23 protein-coding genes are annotated in these 22593 nt (G+C 73.8%); 10 read left to right on the top strand and 13 right to left on the bottom strand.

The window, feature by feature from the left end; translation table 11 throughout:
- Positions 1–104 precede the first annotated feature (104 nt).
- Entirely contained in the window at positions 105–947 is an 843-nt protein-coding gene (locus NYF13_RS00940) for a GGDEF domain-containing protein (protein WP_315653564.1), read from the bottom strand.
- Positions 948–1205: 258 nt separating this feature from the next.
- Between NYF13_RS00940 and NYF13_RS00945 the strand changes: the two genes are divergently transcribed.
- From NYF13_RS00945 to NYF13_RS00955, 3 genes are read left to right on the top strand one after another with little or no spacing between them, the layout of a single operon-like run.
- Positions 1206–3518 carry a sigma-70 family RNA polymerase sigma factor gene (locus NYF13_RS00945; protein WP_315653565.1) on the top strand — a complete coding sequence of 771 codons (2313 nt, stop codon included), beginning with the start codon at positions 1206–1208 and terminating at the stop codon, positions 3516–3518.
- A 19-nt stretch (positions 3519–3537) separates the two neighbouring features.
- Positions 3538–4047: a GtrA family protein gene (locus NYF13_RS00950; RefSeq protein ID WP_315657124.1), complete on the top strand. Its 510-nt coding sequence runs from the start codon at positions 3538–3540 to the stop codon at positions 4045–4047.
- Positions 4048–4084: 37 nt separating this feature from the next.
- Positions 4085–4609, top strand: coding sequence for a GtrA family protein (locus tag NYF13_RS00955; protein ID WP_315653566.1), 525 nt, complete (start codon positions 4085–4087; stop codon positions 4607–4609).
- Positions 4610–4617: 8 nt separating this feature from the next.
- Here NYF13_RS00955 and NYF13_RS00960 read toward each other — a convergent pair whose 3' ends face one another.
- On the bottom strand, positions 4618–5901 hold the full coding sequence (locus NYF13_RS00960) for an ATP-binding protein (RefSeq protein WP_315657125.1): 1284 nt from the start codon (positions 5899–5901) through the stop codon (positions 4618–4620).
- A 14-nt stretch (positions 5902–5915) separates the two neighbouring features.
- On the bottom strand, positions 5916–6617 hold the full coding sequence (locus tag NYF13_RS00965; RefSeq protein WP_315657130.1) for a response regulator transcription factor: 702 nt from the start codon (positions 6615–6617) through the stop codon (positions 5916–5918).
- A gap of 42 nt (positions 6618–6659) precedes the next feature.
- Between NYF13_RS00965 and hisN the strand changes: the two genes are divergently transcribed.
- Positions 6660–7448: a histidinol-phosphatase gene (gene hisN, locus NYF13_RS00970; protein WP_315657131.1), complete on the top strand. Its 789-nt coding sequence runs from the start codon at positions 6660–6662 to the stop codon at positions 7446–7448.
- A 3-nt stretch (positions 7449–7451) separates the two neighbouring features.
- On the opposite strand, the gene NYF13_RS00975 is transcribed toward hisN, so the two are convergent.
- The 5 genes from NYF13_RS00975 to NYF13_RS00995 form a co-directional block, all read right to left on the bottom strand.
- Complete coding sequence (locus NYF13_RS00975; RefSeq protein WP_315653567.1) at positions 7452–7715, bottom strand: hypothetical protein; 264 nt, start codon at positions 7713–7715, stop codon at positions 7452–7454.
- Complete coding sequence (locus NYF13_RS00980) at positions 7712–8308, bottom strand: TNT domain-containing protein (protein WP_315653568.1); 597 nt, start codon at positions 8306–8308, stop codon at positions 7712–7714. The genes NYF13_RS00975 and NYF13_RS00980 overlap by 4 nt, the downstream gene beginning before the upstream one ends.
- A gap of 557 nt (positions 8309–8865) precedes the next feature.
- On the bottom strand, positions 8866–9807 hold the full coding sequence (locus NYF13_RS00985; RefSeq protein ID WP_315653569.1) for a hydroxymethylglutaryl-CoA lyase: 942 nt from the start codon (positions 9805–9807) through the stop codon (positions 8866–8868).
- A 1-nt stretch (position 9808) separates the two neighbouring features.
- A complete protein-coding gene (locus tag NYF13_RS00990; RefSeq protein WP_315653570.1) occupies positions 9809–10393 on the bottom strand; it encodes a PH domain-containing protein in 585 nt (194 codons plus the stop codon).
- Between the two features lie 90 nt (positions 10394–10483).
- Positions 10484–11302: a biotin--[acetyl-CoA-carboxylase] ligase gene (locus tag NYF13_RS00995; protein ID WP_315653571.1), complete on the bottom strand. Its 819-nt coding sequence runs from the start codon at positions 11300–11302 to the stop codon at positions 10484–10486.
- Between the two features lie 71 nt (positions 11303–11373).
- On the opposite strand from NYF13_RS00995, the gene NYF13_RS01000 reads away from it, so the two are divergent.
- Entirely contained in the window at positions 11374–12495 is a 1122-nt protein-coding gene (locus NYF13_RS01000; RefSeq protein WP_315653572.1) for a C40 family peptidase, read from the top strand.
- A 353-nt stretch (positions 12496–12848) separates the two neighbouring features.
- On the opposite strand, the gene NYF13_RS01005 is transcribed toward NYF13_RS01000, so the two are convergent.
- Positions 12849–13688, bottom strand: coding sequence for an NAD(P)H-binding protein (locus tag NYF13_RS01005; protein ID WP_315653573.1), 840 nt, complete (start codon positions 13686–13688; stop codon positions 12849–12851).
- A 135-nt stretch (positions 13689–13823) separates the two neighbouring features.
- On the opposite strand from NYF13_RS01005, the gene NYF13_RS01010 reads away from it, so the two are divergent.
- A complete protein-coding gene (locus NYF13_RS01010) occupies positions 13824–14150 on the top strand; it encodes a helix-turn-helix domain-containing protein (RefSeq protein ID WP_315653574.1) in 327 nt (108 codons plus the stop codon).
- Between the two features lie 45 nt (positions 14151–14195).
- Here NYF13_RS01010 and NYF13_RS01015 read toward each other — a convergent pair whose 3' ends face one another.
- Both NYF13_RS01015 and NYF13_RS01020 read right to left on the bottom strand, forming a co-directional pair.
- Positions 14196–14549: a GatB/YqeY domain-containing protein gene (locus tag NYF13_RS01015; RefSeq protein WP_315653575.1), complete on the bottom strand. Its 354-nt coding sequence runs from the start codon at positions 14547–14549 to the stop codon at positions 14196–14198.
- 45 nt (positions 14550–14594) lie between these two features.
- Positions 14595–15632, bottom strand: a complete 1038-nt coding sequence (locus NYF13_RS01020) for an NAD(P)-dependent alcohol dehydrogenase (protein WP_315653576.1) — start codon at positions 15630–15632, stop codon at positions 14595–14597.
- 88 nt (positions 15633–15720) lie between these two features.
- Here NYF13_RS01020 and NYF13_RS01025 point away from each other — a divergent pair, with 88 nt between their 5' ends.
- A complete protein-coding gene (locus tag NYF13_RS01025; RefSeq protein WP_315653577.1) occupies positions 15721–16308 on the top strand; it encodes a TetR family transcriptional regulator in 588 nt (195 codons plus the stop codon).
- On the opposite strand, the gene NYF13_RS01030 is transcribed toward NYF13_RS01025, so the two are convergent.
- Complete coding sequence (locus NYF13_RS01030) at positions 16295–19246, bottom strand: BTAD domain-containing putative transcriptional regulator (protein ID WP_315653578.1); 2952 nt, start codon at positions 19244–19246, stop codon at positions 16295–16297. The two genes, NYF13_RS01025 and NYF13_RS01030, sit on opposite strands and share 14 nt — an antisense overlap.
- Positions 19247–19314: 68 nt before the next feature.
- Between NYF13_RS01030 and NYF13_RS01035 the strand changes: the two genes are divergently transcribed.
- Complete coding sequence (locus tag NYF13_RS01035) at positions 19315–20178, top strand: alpha/beta fold hydrolase (protein WP_315653579.1); 864 nt, start codon at positions 19315–19317, stop codon at positions 20176–20178.
- On the opposite strand, the gene NYF13_RS01040 is transcribed toward NYF13_RS01035, so the two are convergent.
- A complete protein-coding gene (locus NYF13_RS01040; RefSeq protein WP_315653580.1) occupies positions 20147–20554 on the bottom strand; it encodes a MerR family transcriptional regulator in 408 nt (135 codons plus the stop codon). The two genes, NYF13_RS01035 and NYF13_RS01040, sit on opposite strands and share 32 nt — an antisense overlap.
- A 101-nt stretch (positions 20555–20655) precedes the next feature.
- On the opposite strand from NYF13_RS01040, the gene NYF13_RS01045 reads away from it, so the two are divergent.
- Both NYF13_RS01045 and NYF13_RS01050 read left to right on the top strand, forming a co-directional pair.
- Entirely contained in the window at positions 20656–21618 is a 963-nt protein-coding gene (locus NYF13_RS01045; RefSeq protein ID WP_315653581.1) for a hypothetical protein, read from the top strand.
- Positions 21619–21694: 76 nt separating this feature from the next.
- Entirely contained in the window at positions 21695–22525 is an 831-nt protein-coding gene (locus NYF13_RS01050; RefSeq protein ID WP_315653582.1) for an NBR1-Ig-like domain-containing protein, read from the top strand.
- The last annotated feature ends 68 nt before the right edge of the window (positions 22526–22593 follow it).

Consider the following 22593-nt stretch of genomic DNA (forward strand, 5'->3'; position numbering starts at 1 on the left):
GGCGCCGGAGTTGTCCGGCGTGCCCGATCACCACCCGGACGCGTCGATCGCCGGGAACCGGCGAGCGCCCCCGAGTGTGCCGCGGACGTCACCCCGGCCGCGCCTCACCCGCGGGCCAGCTCCGCGAGCAGGACGCAGGCCCGCTCGTGCGTCGGCGGCAGCCGCAGGGCCGAAACGCGGGGACGGCTGACCTCGGAGAGCTGGGCGTCGACCGAAAGCCGGTCGTTCAGGGCCCGCCGCAGCGCCACGCCGTGGGAGGCGAGCCGGTCGTCCCGGTCGGCCAGCACGGCGACGGTGGACGGGCCGAGCGTCGCGTAGCTCTCGCCGGCGTCGAAGACCGAGCGGACGGCGTCCGCGGCCAGGATCATGCCGGTCAGCCGCGGCCAGCCGGAGACGCTGGCGAGGTCCATGGCGACCACCAGCAGCACCTTGTCCTCCCAGCCGCCGCCGCGGTACAGCTCGGCGAGCCGGGTGCGCAGGTAGGCCGCCGAGGGCAGTCCGGTCAGCGGGTCGGTGACCTCGGTGTGCACGAGCTGGTCGGTGGCGACGTCGGCCCACGCCAGCGCGGTCACCCGCAGGATCCGGGCGGGAGTGGCGTCCACTTCCGGGGAGACGAATCCGTCGACGGCTTCGGGCTCCGCGAGCACGGCGTGGAGGGCGGCCAGGTCCGACAGGGTCTCGGCCAGCCCGGCGCCCGCGGCGGCCCGGGCGCGGCCCAGTCCGGCCAGCGCCGTCTCGGCTCCCGAGGCCCCGTGCCGGACCACGGCCGCGCACACCGCGTCGACCTCCGGCAGGGCCCAGTCGCTGGGGAAACGCCATCCCGCGGCCAGGCTGGCGGTGCGCCAGCGGGCCCGCAGCGCCCGCAGGGTGCGGTCCCGTTCGAAGCGGGCGCGGGCCTCCGGTCCGTCGGCGGCTCCGGACCGGGACCCGGTCGCCGGTACGTCCACTGGCCACCGTTCCTCTCATCCGGATTTTGTCGATCTTGCCCCGCGGCACCAGAGGGACTCTGGCACCTCGTCCGCATGACGAGATTCCGGCCCCTTTTTCCTCCGCTACTCTGAGGTGACGGGTGAACTCATTGGGCCATCGGTGGCAGTAGACCCACCACGACGTGACGAGGGTCGCCGCGTCGGTCACACTTGAACCCGCGTTAGAGAGGTAGATCGTGGCTGGTCCGGCCACGTGCGCGCAGAAGAAGGAGCCTCGTGTCCACCGTTCCCGCCGACCTGTCCGGTAAGAGTGACGCCGAGCTGATCGCCGAGGTGCGCGCCGGGAAGATCGCCTCCTACGGGACGCTGTACGAGCGCCACAGCTCGGCGGCGTACAACCTCGCCCGCCAGCTCGCACGCTCCAGCGCCGAAGCCGACGACCTCGTTTCCGAGGCCTTCTCCAAGGTCCTCGACACCCTCCGCGGCGGTAAGGGCCCGGACACCGCCTTCCGCGCGTACCTGCTCACCGCGCTGCGCCACACCGCCTACGACAAGACCCGCCGCGATCGCCGGATCGACCTGAACGAGGACATGAGCGACGCCGGCGGGGCCGTCGGCGAGGCGCTCACCGTGCCGTTCTCCGACACCGCGGTGGCCGGGCTCGAGCGCACGATGGCCGCGAAGGCGTTCGCCCGGCTGCCGGAGCGCTGGCAGGCCGTGCTCTGGCACACCGAGATCGAGCAGCAGAGCCCGGCCGAGGTCGCGCCGTTGCTCGGGCTGACCGCGAACGGGGTGTCCGCGCTCGCGTACCGCGCCCGTGAGGGCCTGCGGCAGGCCTACCTCCAGGTCCACCTGCAGGACAACGGCGCCGACCGGTGCCGCGCGGCGGCCGACCGGCTGGGCGCCTGGACCCGCGACGGACTGTCCAAACGCGAGCGCTCCCAGGTGGAGAACCACCTCGACGAGTGCGAGGCCTGCCGGGCGCTGGCCGCGGAGCTGGCCGACGTCAACGGTGGCCTGCGCGCGATCATCGCCCCGATCGTGCTGGGCGGTGCCGCGCTGGGCTACCTCGCGACGATCGGCGCGGCCAAGGCCGGAGTGGCCACCGCGGCGACCGCCGGGGCCGCAGCCGCCGCCACCGGAGCGGCCGGGGCCAAGGCCGGTGCCGCGGCCGGAGCGGCGGCCGGCGGCGCGAAGGCGGGTGCCGCGGCTTCCGCGCCCCGCCAGTTCGCCGGGGTCGCGGCCTCCGGCGCGGCCATCATCGCCTGCGTCGCCGTGGCGCTGGCCGCCGGTGGCGGAACGCAGGAAATCCCGGTGGCGGCCCAGGTCCCCCCGCCGGCCGTGCAGCCCGCGCCCGCGCCGCCGCCGAAGCCCGCCCCGCAGCCGCCCGCCCCGCCCGCTCCTCCCGCGCCGCCGCCCGCCCCGCAGCCGCCCGCGCCGGCCCAGCCCGCGCCGCCGCCGGTCAAGCCGCCGGCCCCGCCCGCGCCGCCCGCTTCTTCGCCTCCGCCCGCGCCCGCACCGCCGCAGGTGTCCGCGACCGTCCCGCCCGGCGACGTCGAGCTGGACCCGGACTCGGGCCCGGTGAACCTGCCCATCACCGTCCGCAACGACGGGGGCAGCCCGTCCGATCCGGTGGCGGTCGCGCTCAAGCTGCCGCAGGGCGTCTCGGCCGTGCCCGCTGGTGGCGGGGGCGAGGTGGGCTCGGCCGCGTTCCGCGCGGACAGCGTTCCCGCCCCGGTCGCGGTCAACTGCCCCGGCGGCACCGGCGTCGTGACCTGCAAGACCGGCACCGGTCTTCAGCCCGGCCAGAGCGCCGTGCTCACCTTCCGGCTGAAGGCCGACGAGAGCGCGACGGGCGGTGACGTCACCGGCTCGATCTCCGCGGGCACGCAGATCAAGATCGAGAGCGCGGTGAAGGTGAAGGTCACCGTGAAGGCCCCGCCGGACGCCGTGCTGCTGAAGGCGAACACCGACTGGCTCTCCCAGCTCCCCTTCGAGCGCTACCCGCGGGTCCTGGTCAACGTGCGCAACACCGGCAAGACCACGAAGCCGGTCACCGTCACCGTCGACCACCCGCTGTACCAGGCGGTGAGCTTCAACGGCTTCGATTGCGAACTGGCCGCCGGCACCTGCACCTCGCGTCGTCCGATCGCGCCGGACCAGGGCGTGGACCTCTGGGTTCTGCTCGACGGGCGGCCCGCGCACGACCAGCCGGTCACGGTGGGGGCCACCCTGGGCACGGCCACGGCCCCGCCGGTGCAGGTGTTCTTCGGTTGCTGGCCGGGCATCTGCGACGTGCCGTACCCGACCACCGAGAGCCCGGAGCCCTCGGATCCGACGACCGCTCCGACCTCCACCGGCAGCACCAGCCCCACGCCGTCTACGACACCGACGAAACCGAGGAGGCACCCGAGCCCCAGCGGCACCCCGTCCGCGACGCCCGAAGAACCGAGCACGACCACCGCGCCCAGCACGCCCTCGACCAGCACGAGCGCGCCGCCGGAGCCCGGTCCCGGCAAGTCCGGCAAACCGGGCTGGACGCTGCCGACGATCGAGCCCCGCGGCCTTTTCGACTGGCTGAGGGGGTAGCGTCGCCCCGGTGGGGATCCTGCGCGAGTTACTGGTCAAGCACCGTGAGCTGATGCGGTTCGCCGTGGTCGGTGGCATCAGCTTCCTGATCACCACCACCATCACCTACGTGCTGAAGTTCACCGTGCTCCGCACCCACCCGGTGACCGCGCTGATCGTCGGGGTCCTGGTCGCCACCATCTTCTCCTACGTCGCCAACCGCGAATGGTCCTTCCGCACCCGTGGCGGGCGCGAGCGGGCGCACGAGGCCGCGCTGTTCTTCCTCCTCAGCGGCATCGCGCTGGGTCTCAACGCGCTGCCGCAGTGGATTTCGCGATACGTGCTGGACCTGCAGGAGCCGCAGCTGAGCCTGCTGGGCCAGGAGGTCGCGGACTTCGTCAGCGGGATGATCCTCGGCACCCTGCTGGGCACGCTGTTCCGCTGGTGGGCGTTCAAGAAGTGGGTCTTCCCGACCGAGGGCGCCCGGCTGAAGCCGGTCTCCGGCGCACAGCCCGGCGATCCGGACATTACCGGCAGGAAAGCCGCCTGAGCCTTCCGGCGCCCCCGGATTCTCTAGACTGCCGGGTGTGACCGTTGTCGAAACCGTGCTGGCCCGGACGCCGGAGCCGTTGCGCGCGGTGCTGATCAAGCACCGGGAGATGCTGAAGTTCGCGCTCGTCGGCGCCACGACCTTCGTGGTCGACAACGGGGTCTGGTACCTGCTCAAGCTCAGCGTGCTGGAGTCGAAGCCGACCACCGCGAAGGCCATCGCGATCATCGTGGCCACCATCGTCTCGTACGTGCTGAACCGCGAATGGTCCTTCCGCACCCGCGGTGGCCGCGAGCGCACCCACGAGGCCACGCTGTTCTTCGTGATCAGCGGCATCGCCGTGGTGGTCAACCTGATCCCGCTGTACCTGTCGCGCTACGCGCTGCACCTCGAGGTGCCGCACGTGACCAGGCTGGTGCAGGAAGTCGCGGACTTCGCCAGCGGCTCGATCATCGGGATGCTGCTGGCCATGGTGTTCCGGTTCTGGGGCTTCAAGAAGTGGGTCTTCCCGGCCGAACTCGGCGAGCGCCGGCGCGAGCAGGTCACGCGACTGCCCCGGTGAAACCGGCCTCAGCGCGGCACCGGCTCCGCCGGCCAGCGCACCTGACCGACGTCGTCGGGCCGCGGGACCTTGAGGAACAGGCTGAACACGGCCGGCCGCCGGCTGGACAGCTCCAGCCGTCCCCCGTCGGCCTCCACCAGGGCTCGGGCCAGCGCCAGGCCGACGCCGGTGGAGCCGCCGCCGGAGAAGCCGCGTTCGAAGATGTGGGGGGCGAGTTCGTCCGGGACGCCGGAGCCGGTGTCGCCGACCTCGATCACCACCGTGCCGTCGGCGTCGCCGCGGCGGGCGGTGACCGAGACCGTACCGGCGCCGTGGCGCACCGCGTTGTCCAGCAGCACGCCGACGACCTCGCGCAGCCGCCCGGGCGTGGCGCGCGCCATCAACCCGTCGGCGGTCTTCAGCCGCAGGTTGCGGCCTTCGACGCGCAGTAGCTGCCGCCACTCCTCGGCCACCTTGGGCAGCATCGCGGGCAGGTCCACGGGCTCGGCGTCCACCTCGCGGGCCGCGCGAGCGGCGGCGAGCAGCTCGTCGAGCGCGCCGGCCAGCCGGTCGGCCTGCTCCTGCGCCGCGCGCGACTCCTCGACGACGTCGGGGTCCTCGTGCACGGTCAGCGGCTCCAGGCGCAGTTGCAGGGCCGTGAGCCGGCTGCGCAGCTGGTGCGAGACGTCGCCGACGAGCTGGCGTTCCCGTTGCACGAGCTGCGCCAGCGCCGAGCCCGACGTGTCCAGCGCCTCCGCGACCATGTCCAGCTCGGCCACGCTGTAGCGGCTCGGGTCCGGCCGGAAGTCCCCGCCGCCGAGCCGCGACGCGCGGTCCGCGACGTGGCGAAGCGGCTTCGCCAGCCTTCGCGCGGTCACCGTGGCCACCACCGCGCCGGTGCCCACCGACAGCACGACCAGCAGCACCACGAGCAGCGTCACCTGCGTCTGCTTGGTCCGGACCGGACCGCTCGGCATGGCCAGGACGACCGCGCCGTGGCGCGCCGTCGGCACGGACTCGACCACCGGGTCCGGGCCCGGGTCGACGCCGAAGTGCTTCTCGATCAGCCCGTCGCCGCGCACCGTGAGCATCCCGCCCTGCGGCACGCCGACGCGCAACTGCTCGATGTCCAGGGGCTGGCCGTTCGCCACCACCGTGTCCACGGTCGCGGCGATGTTGCGCGCCCGTTCGGCCAGGCTCTCGCGGTTCAGGTTCTCCACCAGCCGCCAGGCGGTGACGCCCAGCGGGATGCCCAGCACCGCCGCCGTGACCAGGACGGCGAGCAGGATCGCCAGCAGGATCCGGCGGCGCATGCTCATGGCGCGGACTATTCCACGTTGAAGCGGAAGCCGACGCCACGCACGGTCGCGATCCGCCGCTCGGCGTCGGAGTGCGTGGACTTGGCCGGGCGGCCCGCCGCCTCGTCCGCGGCGATCGCGAGCTTCCGGCGCAGCCACGACATGTGCATGTCGAGCGTCTTGGAGGTCTTGGACTCCAGGTCGTTCCACACCTCGGCCAGGATCTCGTCCCGGCTGACCACCTGCCCGGCCCGGGTCATCAGCACCCGCAGCAGCTCGAACTCCTTGTTCGCCAGCTGCACCTCGTGCTGGTCGACGGTGACCAGCCGGGCGCCGAGGTCCATCCGGACCCCGCCGGCCTCCAGCACCTCCGGGGCCCGGCGGCGCAGCAGCGCGCGGATCCGGGCCAGCAGCTCGGCCAGCCGGAAGGGCTTGGCCACGTAGTCGTCGGCCCCGGCGTCGAGGCCGACCACGAAGTCGACCTCGTCGGTGCGCGCGGTGAGCATCAGCACGGGCAGCTCGGTGCCGCTCGCCCGCAGCCGGCGGCAGACCTCCAGCCCGTCCATGCCGGGCAGGCCGAGGTCGAGCACGAGCAGGTCGACCCGGTGGGCCGCGGTCGCGTCCAGCACCGAGGGACCGTCGGTGACGACCTCGATCTCGTACCCCTCCCGGTGCAAGGCGCGGGACAGGGGTTCGGCGATGGCCGGATCGTCTTCGGCCAGTAGGACCATGCTCACCTCGCCAACCTTACGGTGAACCGACGTGAAACCATCGTGATCGTGCCTGGCTACGAAGACGATCTGACGCTTGCCACCCGGCTGGCTGATGCCGCCGACGCGATCACCACGTCGCGCTTCCGCGCGCTCGACCTGTCGGTCTCGCGCAAACCCGACCGCACGCCGGTCACCGACGCCGACACCGCGGTCGAGGACGCGGTCCGCGCGATCCTCGCCACCGAGCGCCCCGGGGACGCCGTGGCGGGCGAGGAGCGCGGCGGCACGGCGGGCCCGCGGGGCCGCGCCTGGGTGGTCGACCCCATCGACGGGACCAAGAACTTCCTGCGCGGCGTGCCGGTCTGGGCCACGCTGATCGCTTTGGCCGAGGACGGTGCGCCGGTGGTCGGGATGATTTCCGCGCCGCTGCTGGGCCGACGCTGGTGGGCTTCCCGCGGCGACGGCGCGTTCCTGCGCGACACGGCCGGAACGCGTCCGCTCTCGGTGTCCTCGGTGTCGTCGCTGTCGGACGCGTACCTGTCCACCACGGACCTCAACTCCTGGACCGAGCACCACTCGCGCGAGAAGTACCTGGCGCTCACCGAAGCGTGCTGGGAGAGCCGCGCGTTCGGCGACTTCTGGCAGCACTGCCTGGTGGCGGAGGGCGCGCTGGACCTGGCCGCGGAGTGCGTCGTGAACCCGTGGGACGTCGCGGCGGCGCAGGTGCTCGTGACCGAGGCCGGCGGACGGTTCAGCGACCTGTCCGGCGCGGCCACCCACGAGGGCGGCTCCGCGCTGTCCAGCAACGGGCTGCTGCACGACGAGGCGCTGGCCGTCCTGCGGCGCTGAGCCTCAGCCGGCTCCGGGCAGGACCCCGACCGCCCCGCGCGCCACCTGCGACCACGCCAGGCGGCCGAAGAGGTAGTGGCAGGCGACCTGCTCGGAGCTGAAGCGGGCCCAGTCGTACCGGTTGCCCTGCTCGCGCCAGAAGACCTCCCAGCCGTGGTCCTCGACCGGCATCAGGCACCACGCGTTGTCGGTCTCGGCCCCCACCGAAACCACCTCAGCGGGCACGCCCAGCACGTCGAGCCACCGGTGGATGGACTGCGCGTTCATCGGTCCTCCCCCGTGACCTCGGCCAGGAACCCCAGTGTGACCAGTTCGTCGGCGGCCAGCACCGCACGGTACCGGACCCCGCCGGGTCCCTCCGCCGACGTCGAGCGCCACATCGGCACCGGCTTGACCACGCGGTAACGCCGGTAGCCGCCGTCCACGGCGGACGGTGGCAGCGAGCGCTGCGCGAACGGCGTGCCTTCGGCGGCGAAGAACCGGCCGTGCTCCCCGCCGAAGCGGTCGAGCCGGGTGTCCGCGGGCAGGACCACGGGTTCCGGTCGATCCGGACCGTCGGCGCAGGAGCGACCGGACGGGCCGGGATCGGGTTCCGGACCCTCGAACAGTTCCGCAGGCGGTGCGGCGGCGGGCGGGGTGGGCGCACGCCGAAGCCCCCGAGTCACGTAGTGCAGCGCGTCGCTGTCGTCGAGAAGCCCCGATTCCGGATGATCGAACGGCGCGCGGCCCACCTCGTCCCCGGTGGGCACGGGTAGCTGCTCGGCCGGCCGGGAAGCGGCGACCGGCAGGTGGCCGAGCGGGAACATGTGCACCAGGAACAGCGCGAGGACGCTTTCCCGCTCGGTCCGCAGCGATCCCATCGGCGGCTTCGGCGGCGCCGGCGGTTGCCGGGGCGGCGGGTACTGCGGCCCGGCAGCAGGCCGATGCGGGCGCGACGAAGGGTGCGGCGGGGAAGAGTGCGGTGGGTAGGGCGGCTGGTACGCCGACTGCGGCGCGGACGGCCTTGGCTGGCGGGGCGCCGCTACCCCGTGAGACCGCACCCCGGAGCTCCCGGCGTAACCACCCGGCGGAGCAGGCCGCGGGCCGGACGGCCGGACGGGCGGGAGGCGGGTGCCCGAAGGCGGGGTCGGGACGTCGTCGAAACCACCGCTGTCCCGCCGGCCGCCGTACTGGGCCGGCAGGCGGATCGGCCCGGTGGAGACGTCGGTGTCGGCCGGTTCGGCCTGCTCGGTCACGGGCACCCTCCGTCGGTTCCACCGGCTCGGGGTAAGGACGTTCCCCCGCACCGCCCGGTTGCCGCCGCGCCGGTGCCCGATCGGGCGAATTCGCGCGCGGAGGCCGTTCCACCTTATCGGCCGACGGCGTCCCGGCGGCCGATGGGACCGCCGGGCTCGCCGGGCGGTTCACCCGGGCCGGGTCAGCCCGCCAGCGCGTTCACCACGCGTGACGGCGAAGGCCGGCCCAGCCGTTCCGCCATCCAGACGCTCGCGCCGACCAGCTCGGCCAGGTCGACGCCGTGCTCGATGCCCAGGCCCTCCAGCAGCCAGACCAGGTCTTCGGTGGCCAGGTTGCCGGTGGCCGACTCGGCGTACGGGCAGCCGCCGAGGCCACCGGCAGAAGAGTCCACAGTAGACACACCCGAGCGGAGCGCGGCCTCGGTGTTGGCCAGTGCCTGGCCGTAGGTGTCGTGGAAGTGCACGGCCAGCGCGTCCACCCCGACCCCGGCCGCCCCGAACTCGGCCAGCAGGTTCGTGACCTGGCCCGTCGTCGCGACGCCGATGGTGTCGCCGAGCGAGAGCTGCGAGCAGCCGAAGTCCAGCAGCCGCCGTCCGGCGCGGACGACCTGCGCCGCGGGCACCACGCCCTCCCACGGGTCGCCGAAGCACATCGACAGGTAGCCCCGCACCTCCAGGCCCTCGGCCCGCGCCCGGGCCACCACCGGCTCGAACCCGGCGAACTGCTCGTCCAGCGTCGAGTTCAGGTTCCGGCGGGCGAAGGTCTCGGTGGCGCTGGCGAAGATCGCGATGTGGTCCACGCCCGCGTCCAGCGCGCGGTCGAGGCCCCGCTCGTTCGGCACCAGCACCGGGTAGCGGACGCCCGCGCGCCGGTCCAGCCCGGCCAGGAGCCGCTCGGCGTCCGCGAGCTGCGGCACCCACTTCGGGTGCACGAAGCTGGTCGCCTCCAGCGTGGTCAGGCCCGCGCCCGCCAGCCGGTCCAGGAACTCCAGCTTCACCTCGACCGGGACGATCGCGTCCTCGTTCTGCAGGCCGTCCCGCGCGCCGACCTCCCAGATCTCGACGCGCGACGGCAGGCCGCCGACCGGCACCCGCTCCGGCAGCCCGACCTCTCGTGCGCCCACGTCAGCGCCTCCGTCCGCGCGGCGGGCGCCCCTGCGGGGGCTGCGGGGGCAGCGGCTCGGTCTGCTGCGGGCCGGGCGCCCCGGTGTAGTCGTCGTACGGGTTGTCGTTGACCTCGCGGTAGATCACCGTGTGCACGCGCTCCACCCGCGGGATGTCGTCGAAGCGCAGCGGCTCGTGCGAAGCCGACTCGATGATCAGCGTGCCGCAGCCGAACACCCGGTCCAGCAGGCCGTGCTCGAACTGCACGCTGTTGATGCGCGACATCGGGATGTCGATGCCGGTGCGCTTGAGCACGCCCTCGCGCGCGATCAGCCGGTCGGTGGTGACGATGAAGTGCGTGGTCCGCCAGCGCACCAGCGGCGCCAGGAACAGCCACACGACCAGCACGACCCCGACCACCCCGATCGCGATCGCGGCCACCTTGTCCCACGGGGCGGGTGCGCCCGGCGCCAGGGTGAGCAGCCACACCGCCGCGGCGACGGTGATCACGAACGCCAGGAACGGGAAGATCAGCATCTTGAAGTGCGGGTGGCTGTGCACCACGACTTCCTCGTTCTGGCTGAGCAAATCGTCCGGATAGGCCACGGCGGACGCTCCCCTGGTGTGTGCTGGTGCTGGCTGACCAACCGTACCGGCGCGAGGCGCGTACGGATGCCCGGCCACCAGGATTTCGGCTCAAGCCGGGCGGACGTGCACCACGTCGCCGGCGAAGACGGTCAGCCGCCGCCCGTCCTCGACGTCCACCTGAAGCTGCCCGGCCGGGTCGATGTCGGCGGCGCGGCCGGTCACCGTGGCCCCGTCGGGCAGTTCCACCCGGACGGTCTGGCCCAGCGTGGCGCAGTGCGCGCGGTAGTCGGCGAGCAACCCGGCCCCGGTGAGGTCGCCGCCCGCGCCGCGCCAGCGCCGTTCCAGCTCGTCGAACCGGGTGAGCAGGGCGAGCGCGACTTCGGTGCGGCCGGGGTCCTTCGCGCCCTGCTCGGCCAGCGAGGTCGCGGGCAGCCCACCCGGCCCGGCCGGCACGTCCTCGCCGAGCGGCCGCACGTTCAGCCCGATGCCGAGCACCACAGACGACACAGACGACTCAGGGCCCGCGACCGCCTCGGCCAGGATGCCCGCGCACTTGGCCCGGTCCGGCCCCGCGAGCACGTCGTTCGGCCACTTCAGCACCGCGTCCACGCCCAGCTCGGACGCCACGGCGCGGACCGCGAGCCCGGCCACCACCGACAGTGAGCCCAGGGCCGGGAACGACACCCCGGAGGGACGCAGCGCCACGCTCAGGTACAGCCCGGCACCCCGGGGCGAACTCCACGAACGGGCCCGGCGGCCGACCCCGGCGGTCTGCGCCTCGGCGATCAGCACGGTGCGGTCCGCAGCCCCGGCGGCCAGGGCTTCCCGCAGGTCGGCGTTGGTGGAGCCGGTGACCTCGACGACCTCCACCCCGGCGTAGCGGCCGGCCAGTCCCTCGCGCAGCCGCGCCGCGTCCATTCCAGGCATGTGCCCACAATATGAGAGTCCCCCTAACGTGCAAGCCACTCGGTCGTTACGCAGAGGTGCGCTCTTCTAGATTGGACGCCGTGACCTCGTCGCCCGAACCCGATGCCGTGCCCGCCACCGGCCAGCCCTCCTGGGCCCGTGGCGCGCTGTACCGCGGCCTGGTCGCCCTGCCGCTCGTCGCCGGACTGGTCACCGCGGGCTGGCTCATCGCCGACCGCGACCAGCCGACCCAACCGACCCCACCGGCCCCGGTCGCCGCGGCCGAAACCGCGAAGACGGCGGCGTCCGGCCCGTCGGTGCTGGAGGTCAGCGCGCCGGTGCAGGCGCAGGCCCCCGGGCAGGGCGCGTCCGGTGGTGGCGGCCGGTCCCCGCTGCAGCAGTGGGCCGAGGGCCTCAGCGGCCCGCTCGACATCCCCACGCCGGCGCTGATCGGCTACGCGAACGGCGAGCTGACCCTGCGGACCGAGGACCCCGGCTGCCACCTCTCCTGGGTGACGCTCGCGGGCATCGGCGAGGCCGGCTCGGACCACGGGCGCCGGGGCGCCGACCCGCTGGGTCTTTCCCCGGCACAGTGGTCGAAGTACGGCGCGAAGATCGCCGGGGTCGCCCACCCCACCCTCACCGACCCGGACTCGGCGGCGGTCGCCGCGGGCCGCGCGCTGTGCGCGGGCGGCACCGACCTCACCGGCGGCAGCGGCTGGTGGAAGTCAGTGGCCGCGTACAAGGGCGGCAAGGACGCCGAGCTGTTCCGCCAGCAGGTGCTCGGCAACGCGCAGCTGTACGCCACGCTCTCGCTCGACCCGGCGAAGGCGAACACCCCGGCCGTCCACGCCACCCGCTTCGCCCTCGGCCAGCTCGGCCTCCCCTACGTCTGGGGCGGCAACGGCCCCGACGCGGGCGCGGCCGGCTTCGACTGCTCCGGCCTGACCAAGGCTTCCTACGACAGCGCGGGCGTCGGCCTGCCGCGCACGGCGGACAGCCAGTTCCGCGCCATCCCCCGGGTCCCCGCCGCGCAGGAACCGCAACTGGGCGACCTGGTATTCTACGGCAACCCGGCCACGAACATCCACCACGTCGGGCTGTACCTGGGCAACGGCCTGATGATCAACGCCCCGACCGAGGGCCAGGCCATCCAGATCCACACCTTCCACACCCCGGGCGACGACTACGCGGGGGCGGGACGTCCGTCCTGACCGGCCTCGAAGCCGCAGCGCAGCGGCGGGCGTCCGCGCTGAGCGAGCCGGGCCAAGGCCAGGAAGCTGGTGAGGCTGGTGGCGCACCGAGATGGTGGAGGATTGATACAGCTGGGCGACGTCCGGTCGGGAGAATGCGCCTTCCGCCTGGAAGAGGAAGCCGCATGACGGCAACCCACCCGCTAGCTGAAGACAAAGATGACTTTTTGCACGATCCCGCGCTGCGGGCCGCCTGCGACGCGGTTCGCGGGGAGTACGAGACCCTGGAGCCCCTCGACCGCATCGTGCCGCTCGTCGAGGACTACGCGGAGGCCGGGACGGCTCGCTGGAACCGGCCCGGCCCCCGGTGTGGCTCAGCGGAAGGCCGCGATGTTGCGGGCCGTCCAGTCGGCGAAGGAGGACGGGGCGCGGCCGAGCACCCGCTGGATATCCGGGCTGATGCGCAGCTCCGCCGGGCTCGGCGCGCCGATGATGTCCAGGGTGTCGTCCGCGAGCTCCGGCGGGCCGTGCTGGACCATCACCGCCTTGGCCTCGGCCCGGGTCAGCTCCTGGAACTCGACCGGCGAGCCCAGTTCGGCGGCGATGACCTCGGCCTGCCGGCGCGGGGTGATCACCTCCGGCCCGGTCAGCTCGTACACCTCGCCGGTGGTGCGCTCGTCCAGCAGGCAGGCCGCGGCCATCGCGGCGATGTCGGCCGGATCGACCACGGGCACGCCGATGTCGCCGAAGGGCGCCGCGACCATTCTCCGCGTGCGCACCGATTCAGCCCAGCCCAGGGCATTGGAGGCGAACCCGCCGGGCCGCAGGATCGACCAGTCCATTGTGGATTCACGGATCGCGTCCTCGACCGCGCGCACCAGGACGCGCGTGGCGCCGTGCGGCCGGGTCGCCACCCCCTGCGAGGACAGCAGGACGATCCGGCGCACGCCGTGGGCTTCGGCCCGGCGGACGGTTTCGGCCGGACTGGCCGTAGCGGCGTGCATGTCCCCGGACAGCAGCAGGAACACCGCCTTCGCCCCGGTCAGGGCGGCGTCGAGGCCGGCGGGGTCGGACAGGTCGGCCACGACGTGCCGGCCGCCTTCCGGTGCCGCAGCCTCGTGCCGCGACACGGCGGTCACCTGTTCACCCGCCTGCGCCAAGGCTTGCGCCAACGGCCGTCCGACGTTCCCGGTCGCTCCGGTCACCACGATCATGGTCTGCTCCTTCGTCCGATGATTCACCGAACGTAGGAGCCGGGACTTACTCCCGGTAAGCACGTACCTTTGGGTAAGCCCACGACCGGGAGGAAGGTGCGCAGCGTGTCAGCTCCGGCGAACTCGAGGTATGAGGTGTTTCACACCGACTGCCCCGCCCGCACCGTGATCGACCACGTGACGAGCCGGTGGGGCGTCTGGGTGCTGATCGCCCTGCAGAACACCGACCTCCGGTTCTTCGAGCTGCGCGAGAGCATCCGCGGCATCAGCGAGAAGATGCTGGCCCAGACCCTGCGCGGGCTGGTCGAGGACGGCCTGCTCTGGCGCAAGGTCGAACCGTCGACCCCGCCCCAGGTCACCTACGGGCTGACGGAGTTCGGCCGGACCGTCGCCGAGCCGCTGACCGATCTGCTCGCGCGGATCATCTGGCAGCTGTCCCCGCGCGAGGCCGAGCCCGGCTGACGAAATCGTTCGGCCGCCGGGTGCGAACCGGGGGGCGATTCCGGCTCAGGCCCGGAGCTGCCGGTCCAGCACCTCGGCCTCGGCGCGGAGATTCCCGGCCAGGTCGCCGCGGCCCAGCCGCTCGTACTCGGCCGCGGCGCTCACCCGGTCCGACGACTCCTTCTCGACGATCGCGCGCACGTCCTCCTCGGTCAGGTGGCGGCGCTGCACCTCGGCCGCGCCCAGACCGGTGGCCGCGCCCGCGACGTGCTCGCTCGAGGCCACGCTCGACGAGCCGGGCTCGACCGGGACCGACTCGGCGTTGTCGATGGCCGCCAGAGCCGAACGGAGTGCGGTGGTGGCGGCGCGGTCACGGCTCTTCATGGCCGTGGTCAACGCCCGCCGGAGCTCGGTAGGCATACCGGGCAAGGTAATCGCGCCCAGGCGGTCGGGCGAGCGGATTTCTCACCGCGCCGGGAGGTCGGACAGGTCGAGCACGAACCGGTACCGGACATCGTTGCGCCCCAGCCGGTCCAGCGCCTCGTGGACCCGGGCCGAGGGCAGCAGCTCGATGTCCGCGGCGATGCCGTGCCCGGCGCAGAACTCCAGCATCTCGGCGGTCGCGGGACGGCCGCCGCTGCCCGCAGAGCCGAGGTTCTTGCGACCCGCCAGCAGATCCATCGTCTCCACCGTGACCGGACCGAGGTAGCCGACCTGGCTCAGCGTGCCGTCCAGCGCGACCAGGCGCAGGTACGGTCCGAGTTCGTGCGGCACGGCGATGGTGTCGATGACCACGTCGAACCGGTCGCGGGCGGCCTCGAGCTGCGCCTCGTCGGTGGACACGAGCAGCTCGTGCGCGCCGAGCCGGCGGGCGTCCTCGGCCTTGTCCGGCGTGCGGCTGATCACCGTGGTCTCCGCACCGAGGGCGACGGCGAACTTGACCGCCAGGTGCCCCAGCCCGCCGAGACCGGCCACCGCCACCCGGCGGCCGGGGCCGGCCTTCAGCGCCCGCAACGGCTCCCACACCGTGACGCCCGCGCACAGCAGCGGTGCCGCGGCCGCGGGGTCGAGCCCGGCCGGAAGCGGGTAGGCGAACCCCTCGCGGACCACGTACTCGCGGGAGTAGCCGCCGAGCGTCGTGGACCCGTCGTGCCGGTCGGTGCCGCCGTAGGTCAGCGTCGGGAACTCGTAGCAGAAGTTCTCCTGCCCGCGACGGCACATCGCGCACGCCCCGCAGGAGTCCACGATGTTGCCGACCGCGACGGCGGCACCGGCGGCGAACCGCGTGACCGCACTCCCCACCTCGGTCACGACCCCGGTGAACTCGTGGCCGGGCACCAGCGGGCCGCCGGTGTGGCTGCGCAGGGCGTGCAGGTCGGTGTGGCAGACGCCGCAGTAGTCCACGCGCACGGCGACGTCGTCCGCCCGCAGCTCGCGGCGCTCGATCGCCACCCGGCGCAGTCCGCCCTCGTCGTCCGCTTGCCAGCCCACCGTCGTCCTCATGACCCGTCCTCCCAACAAACAGACTGTTCTGTCTGTTTGAACCATAGCCGAGCCCTGATGAATCCGGCAAACGGTTATCGTGACCGCCATGGCCGACACCCCCCTGACCTCGCGCGGCGTCGCGACCCGGCAGCGCATCGTGGAGGTGGCGACGCGGGAGTTCGCCGAGCACGGGCTGGCCGGGGCGCGCGTCGAACGGATCGTGGCCGCGGCCCGCACCAACAAGGCCCAGCTCTACGGCTACTTCGGCAGCAAGGAAGCGCTGTTCGACACGATCTTCCACGGTTCGCTGGAGCGCATCGTCAACGTCGTCCCGATCGACGCCGCCGACCTCGCCGGCTGGGCCGTCCGGCTCTACGACGAGTACCTGCGCCGCCCCGACCTGATCCGGCTGGCCACCTGGGTGCGCCTGGAGCGGCGGCCCGCCGGGCACCTGGTCGAGCCGGCCGACCGCCTCGACTCGGCCAAGCTCGCGGCCATCACCGAAGCGCAGTCCGCGGGACTGGTGCGGGCCGGGGACCCGTTCGACCTGATGGCCATGGTGATCGCGATGTCCATGGCCTGGTCCCCGGTCAGCAACGTCTACGCCGCCACCGGCCAGGAGCCGCCGGAGGCGCACGAGTCCCGCCGCGCCCTGCTCCGCGAGTGCGTCCGGCGGGTGGTCACGCCCGGCTGACGCGGGCCCGGACCGCCGCGGCCTGGCGGCGGTGGGCGGTGGCGTCCCGGCCGAGGACTTCGGCCAGCTCGGCCAGGTGATCCGCGACCGGGCCGAAGGTGACCAGCCCGCTGCCCGCGCCCGCGAGTTCGCCGGCCGCGGGCAGCAGGAGGTCGTAGAGCCGTTCCGCGGCCGCCCGGTCCCCCGCCTCGATCGCGGCGGCCGCGTGCAGGCAGGTGCGTGCCTCGAACAACAGGTCGCGGGGCGAGTCCGGGATCTCGCCCGCCGGACGGCACCACGGCGCGTACCCGCCGAAGTCACTGTCCACTTCGGACGATTTGCCGAGGCCGAGCAACGCCAGCGCGAGGATTCCGTCGTCCACACCGGACATACCGGTGCCGGAAAGGCGTGCCGCGGCGGCCCGGTACGCGGCTTCGGCCGGCCGGCCCGTGACCGCCGCGCGCAACGCGCGGTACCACTGCGTGAGCACGCCGACCAGCGGGAGGTCGTAGGTCTCGCCGAGCCGGTCGGCCGCGGCGGCGTGGGTGTCGGCGGCGGCGAAATCGGCCAGCGCCGAGCGGGCCTGCACCAGGATCAGGTGCCCCAGCACCTCGAACGTCACCAGCCCGTGCCGCTCGGCCAGCGCCACCAGCTCGGTGCCGATCCCGGCCCGCTCCGGGGCCAGCCCGGCACGGTCGAACGCCTGCATCCACCGCGCGTTGAGGGCGAAGGCCAGCAGCGCCGGGTCGTTCAGCTCCCGCGCCAGCGCCTCGGCTTCGCGGGCGGCGGCACGAGCGCGCTCACCACCGGTGTTGCGCAGTTCCAGGGCGAGGGTGGCCAGTAGGTGGCACCGGGCCCGCCGGTCCGCGCCCGGCAGGACCCGCTCGACGGCGTCGGCGACGCGACGGGCCAGCTCCGGATCGTCGTTCTCGGTCCACACCCCGGGGACGTCGAACGCCGTGAGCACCCGGACGGTCAACGCCCGGTCGCCGCCCGCCAGCGTGAGCGCTTCGGCTCGGTGACGGCGGGCTTCCCCCAGCGCACCGGCGAAAGCGAGCGACCGGGCGAGTCCCATGTGGAGCTCGACGTCGCCCCGGTCGAGTTCCAGCGCGGACCGCCACAGGCGCGCGGCCTCGTGCGGCGCGAACCGCTGCTCGGCCCGCTCGGCGGCGGCGCGCGCGTAGGGCACGCCCCGAGCCGAACCGGCCCGGACGAAGTGGTGAGCCAGCGTTTCGGGGTCTTCGGGCCGCAGCCGCTCAAGGGCCTCGGCCACCTGGGCGTGCAGGCGCGCGCGGCGGGGCAGGGAGAGGTCTTCGTAGACGGCGTCACGGACCAGCGAGTGCGCGAAGCGGAACGCACGCGGCCCGCGTTCGGTCAGAAATCCGCGTTCCGCGGCGATTTCCACGGCGTCGAGGGTGCCGTCGTCGGTACCGAGCAGGTCGAGATCCACGTCGGTACCGAGCACCGCGGCCCGGCGCAGCACCGCACGCACGGCTTCGGGCAGCCGCGCGACGCGGTACCGCACGACGTCACGCACCCCCTCGGGCAGCCCGCCCTCGGCGTCGAGGACCCGGCCCAGCTCACGGACGAAGAACGGATTGCCACCGCTGCGCCGGTGGACCACCGCGGCGTTGTCCGGCCCGACCAGCCGCGCCACCGCGTCGAGGGCCAGCCCGCCGAGGTACAGCCGGACGGGCTCGGCCCGCGCGACCCGGCCGAGCAGTTCCGTCAGCTCCGGGGAGACGTCCGTGGTCCGGTAGGTCGCGATCACCAGCACCGGCCGCGCCACCGGTTCCGCCACCACGGCCGCGAGCAGGGCGAGCGTCTCCTCCCCGGCCCAGTGCAGGTCGTCCAGCACGAGCAGCAGCCGCCCGGGCCCGTCCGCGAGCCGCCGGGCCACGGCGCGGTGCCAGTGGAACCGCGCGACCGCCGGATCCTCCGCGGTCCCCGGTTCGGGCCCGGATCCGCCCAGTGCGGCCAGGATCCGGGTCCACGGCCAGGCGGCGGGCACCCCCGCGCGGTCGGGGCTGGCGCCCCAGGCCGTGGTCCAGCCGCGCGCGGCGAGCCGGTCGGTGACCACCTCGGCCAGCGCGGTCTTGCCGGCCCCGGCGTCGCCGGAGACCAGGACCAGCCCGAGCCGTCCGCGCGCCTCGACGTCCGCGGCGGCTCTGTCCAATCGGGACAGCTCCTCGGCTCGGCCGGCCAGCTCCACCGGGGGTCGCCGGGAACCGGCTGCCAGCTTCGGCGCCTGGGCCAGGATGTCCTGCTCCAGCGCGCGAAGCTGCGGCCCCGGGTCCACGCCCAGGTCCGAGGCCAGCGCCGCCCGCGCCCGCCGCAGCGCACCGAGGGCGTCCCCCTGGCGTCCGGTGCGGTAGAGAGCCAGCGCGAGCAGCCGCCAAGCCTCCTCACGCCACCGGTGAGCGTCCACATGGGACTCCAGATCGGCGGCGGCCTCGGCGGCCCGGCCCTCGTCGAGCCAGGCCGCCGCCCGCCGTTCCACGGCCACCAGGCGCAGTTCCTCCAGCCGCGCGGCTTCGGGACGGGCCCACGGCTCGTCGGCGAACTCCGCGTACGCCGGCCCCCGCCACCAGCTCAAGGCCGCTTCGAGGCCCGCACCGGACCGGACCGCGGCTTCGAACCGCCAGGCGTCGACGGCGTCCGGCGGCAGGCGCAGGGCGTAACCCGGGGCCTCGGTGACGAGCAGGCGCGCGGGCGTTCGGGGCGCGCGATCCGGCTCCAGCGCCCGGCGCAGTGTGGCCACGAAGGTCTGGAGCGCGCCCACCGCCCCCGGCCGCGGCTGCGGCCACAACGCGTCGACCAGCGCGTCCACCGGGACGACCCGCCCGCGCGCGACCAGCAGCCGGGCCAGGACCGCGCGGTGCCGGGGCCCGGGCAGCGCCAGCGGGCCCCGTCCGTTCCCGGCCACCAGCGGGCCGAGCACCCCGAACGACACGTCCATCGGTTCCGCACTGTAACCACTGAGCGCGCGCTGATCGAACGCTGATCGGCCGTCCGCAGGCTGGGGCCATGAACTTCGATCTCCAGCAGGTGCCGGTCGCCGAACACGTGTCACTGAACGTCGCCGTCGCGGGCCGCGGGACGCCCGTGGTGCTGCTCCACGGCTTCCCCCAGACCCACCTGATGTGGCGCCACGTCGCGGCCGACCTCGCCGCCGACCACACCGTGCTGTGCCCCGACCTGCGCGGTTACGGCGACAGCGACAAACCCGCCGACCCCGACGGCCAGGCCTACGCCAAGCGCACCATGGCCGCCGACATCGTCGCCCTCGCGCGGGCCTTCGGCCACGAGCGCTTCGCGCTGGCCGGGCACGACCGCGGCGCGCTCGTCGCGATCCGCGCCGGCCTCGACCACCCCGAGGTGATCAGCCACCTGGCCATCCTCGACGTGCTGCCGACGCTGGACATGTGGGACGTGCTGCGGGGCAAGGACGCCGCGGTCGCGTTCCACCTCTACCTGATGGCGCAGCCCCCGGGCCTGCCCGAGCAGCTGATCGGCGCCGCGCCGGACGCTTTCTTCGGCCACTTCCTCGACCTCTGGGCCAACGACCCGGCGGCGATCCCGGCGGACGTCCGCGCCGCGTACCTCAGGGCCTGCCGCGGGGCCGTGCCCTCGATCGTCGCCGACTACCGGGCGTCGGCGAACATCGACGTCGAGCACGACACCGCCGATCGCGAAGCCGGTCACCACCTGCGGATGCCGGTCACGGTCCTGCAGCAGGACTGGGGGGCGGCTCTGGGCTACGACGCCACCGCGCTCTGGCGGCCGTGGGCGCCCGACCTCGTGCACCGGACGGTGACCGCCGGGCACTACCTGGCCGAGGAGGCCCCGGCCGAGGTGGTCAAGGCGCTGCGGGAACTGCTGGACCGCTGACCCGCCCGGGCCCGCCCGGCCCGGCCGGCTGGAGGCGGCGGGCCCGGGCCATGGTCTCGTCGAGTGCGTCGCGGGTCTCGATCAGCTCGACGATGTGGGCGGAGAGCTTTTCCCGCTCGTGGGCCATCCGCTCCAGCGCGGTCTCGGAGTTGTCGAAGCTCGGCGTTTCGACGCAGGGCAGCAGTTCCCGGATCGTGCGGCTGGAGAGCCCGGCGGCGTAGAGCCGCTGAACGAACAAGACCCGGTCGACGGCGGCTTCGCGGTAATGGCGCTGGCCACGCGGGCTGCGCTCACTGACGAGCAGTCCCTGCTCCTCGTAGTAGCGCAGCGACCTGATGCTCACGCCGCTGCGCTGCGCGAGTTCCCCGATGCGCATGTCCGCTCGCCCCCTGTGACCTGGGTCCTATCGGCTTGTCTCTCACACCCGTGTGAGGTTTTAGCGTACTTCGTGAGCCCACCACCGGAAAGGTCCTCACGATGTTCACTCGTCACCCTCGGCCGCGCGCCCTGGCCACCTTCGCCGCAGTGTCCGCCGGTCTGGCCGTCCTCGCGGCCCCGGCCGCCGCGGCCGGCGAGCGCGGCCCTCACCCGATCGCGATCCACGGCCGCCAGGTCTTCCCCGAAAGCGTCACGGCCGACCGCCGGCACGTCTACACCGCCAGCATGAACGATGGCGCCGTCTACCGAGGACGCGTGGGGGCGGGTGCCCTCGATCCCTTCCTGCCCGCCGGACAGGACGGCCGCACCCAGGCCACCGGGATCAAGGTCACCGGCGACCGCCTGCTGATCGCCGGCGGGTTCACCGGGCGCTTCTTCGTCTACACCACCGCCGGGCGGCTCGTCGCCGAGTACACCGTGCCCGAACCGGGCGAGCAGACCCTGGTCAACGACGCGGCCATCGCGGCCGACGGCGACGTCTACCTCACCGACTCGGTGCGCTCCGTGCTCTACCGGATCCCGGCCGCCGAGGTGCACGCCCCCGCCACCGGCGCCCACCGGACCCTGGCGGTGGCCCACCCCCTGCCCGACTACGTGGACGGCACCTCCAACGCCAACGGCATCGCCGCCACCCCCGATGGCCGGTACCTGATCATCGGGTACTGGCACAGCGGCGCGCTCTACCGGCTCACCCTCGCCACCGGGGAGATCCGCAAGCTCGACGGCCCGGCCCTGACCAGCGCCGACGGTCTGGTGCTGCGCGGGCACACCCTCTACGTCGCCCGCTCGGTGGACGCCGAGATCGCCACCGTGCGCCTGTCCGCCGACTACCGCCGGGCCACCGTCGAGTCCGAGCGCGGCTACCCGGGCGCCGACACCCCCACCGGCATCACCGTGAGCGGGGACCGGCTGCTGGTGACCAACTCGCAGCTCGACACCTACCTGTACGGGGCGCCGCAGACCAGCCCCGGGTTCACGGTCGAGAGCCTGCCGCTGCGCTGATCCCCCTGGGAACTTCCCGGGCCCGGGGGTGTCAGAATTGTCAGGTTCGACGAAATCCGACCACCGGGGAGCGGTCATGGGAGACGCGGGGCCGCCGGACCGGGCCGGGCAGCTCGCCGCGGAGCTGGCCGCGCTGCGGGCGGACGCCGGGAACCCGTCGTTCCGCAAGATGGCCGAACGCTCCGGCTGCATCTCCCACACCACCCTGCACGAGGCGGTCAAGGGCGTCCGCTTCCCGTCCTGGGAGACGACCCGCGAGTTCGCGAAGGCGTGCGGCGCGGACGAGACGCACTGGCGTCAGCGGTGGGAGGAGCTGAAGGGCCTGTCCCGGCCCGAGGCGCCGGCCGTCGCCGCGCCGGTTCCGGCAGCCGGACCCGACGCCCCCGGACCGGCGGACATCCAGCTCGCGCCGAGGCCGGAGCGGCGGCCGAAACGACGGACCGCGCTGATCGTCGCCGGTGCCGTGGTCGTGGCGCTGGCCGCGGTGGCCGCGCTGCTGGTGACCGGCCGGCTCGACGGGGTGACCCCGGCCGTCGACGTCGGCGCCCGGATCGAGGGGGACAACTCGAAGTTCATCGCCGACGTGACGGTGCCCGACGGCACCCCCGTGCGCGCCGGCGTCACCGTGCTGAAGGTCTGGGAGCTGCAGAACACCGGCTCGATCCCCTGGCACGAGCGGTACCTGCGGCGGATGGACGTCCCGCCCGCGCCCGGCGCCTGCCGCACCCCGGAGCGGGTGCTGATCGGCGACACCGCGCCCGGTGACCACGTGATGGTCAGCGTGCCGGTGACCGCCTCGGACCAGCCCGGCCGCTGCTGGATCGGCTGGAAGATGGTCGACGCTTCGGGCCGGGAGTTCTTCACCACCCGCCGTCCGGTGTACGTGCTGGTCACCGTCGTTCCCTGACGGTGTCAGAATCCGTCAGACCGGTACCGGACACCGGTCCGCCCGCACCAGGATGGACGGCGGCTTCC

The sequence above is a fragment of the Amycolatopsis sp. PS_44_ISF1 genome (assembly GCF_032335455.1).
GTDB lineage: Bacteria > Actinomycetota > Actinomycetes > Mycobacteriales > Pseudonocardiaceae > Amycolatopsis.

Excerpts from the sequence above, each read along its gene's own strand:
- NYF13_RS00995 (WP_315653571.1), bottom strand. The coding sequence starts at position 11,302 with ATGCCTGGAATGGACGCGGCGCGGCTGCGCGAGGGACTGGCCGGCCGC.
- NYF13_RS00980 (WP_315653568.1), bottom strand. The coding sequence starts at position 8,308 with ATGGGATCGCTGCGGACCGAGCGGGAAAGCGTCCTCGCGCTGTTCCTG.
- NYF13_RS01015 (WP_315653575.1), bottom strand. The coding sequence starts at position 14,549 with ATGCCTACCGAGCTCCGGCGGGCGTTGACCACGGCCATGAAGAGCCGT.
- NYF13_RS01025 (WP_315653577.1), top strand. The coding sequence starts at position 15,721 with ATGGCCGACACCCCCCTGACCTCGCGCGGCGTCGCGACCCGGCAGCGC.
- NYF13_RS00975 (WP_315653567.1), bottom strand. The coding sequence starts at position 7,715 with ATGAACGCGCAGTCCATCCACCGGTGGCTCGACGTGCTGGGCGTGCCC.
- NYF13_RS01045 (WP_315653581.1), top strand. The coding sequence starts at position 20,656 with ATGTTCACTCGTCACCCTCGGCCGCGCGCCCTGGCCACCTTCGCCGCA.
- NYF13_RS00965 (WP_315657130.1), bottom strand. The coding sequence starts at position 6,617 with ATGGTCCTACTGGCCGAAGACGATCCGGCCATCGCCGAACCCCTGTCC.
- NYF13_RS00960 (WP_315657125.1), bottom strand. The coding sequence starts at position 5,901 with ATGCGCCGCCGGATCCTGCTGGCGATCCTGCTCGCCGTCCTGGTCACG.
- NYF13_RS01050 (WP_315653582.1), top strand. The coding sequence starts at position 21,695 with ATGGGAGACGCGGGGCCGCCGGACCGGGCCGGGCAGCTCGCCGCGGAG.
- NYF13_RS01030 (WP_315653578.1), bottom strand. The coding sequence starts at position 19,246 with ATGGACGTGTCGTTCGGGGTGCTCGGCCCGCTGGTGGCCGGGAACGGA.
- NYF13_RS01020 (WP_315653576.1), bottom strand. The coding sequence starts at position 15,632 with ATGAGGACGACGGTGGGCTGGCAAGCGGACGACGAGGGCGGACTGCGC.
- NYF13_RS01005 (WP_315653573.1), bottom strand. The coding sequence starts at position 13,688 with ATGATCGTGGTGACCGGAGCGACCGGGAACGTCGGACGGCCGTTGGCG.
- NYF13_RS01035 (WP_315653579.1), top strand. The coding sequence starts at position 19,315 with ATGAACTTCGATCTCCAGCAGGTGCCGGTCGCCGAACACGTGTCACTG.
- NYF13_RS01040 (WP_315653580.1), bottom strand. The coding sequence starts at position 20,554 with ATGCGCATCGGGGAACTCGCGCAGCGCAGCGGCGTGAGCATCAGGTCG.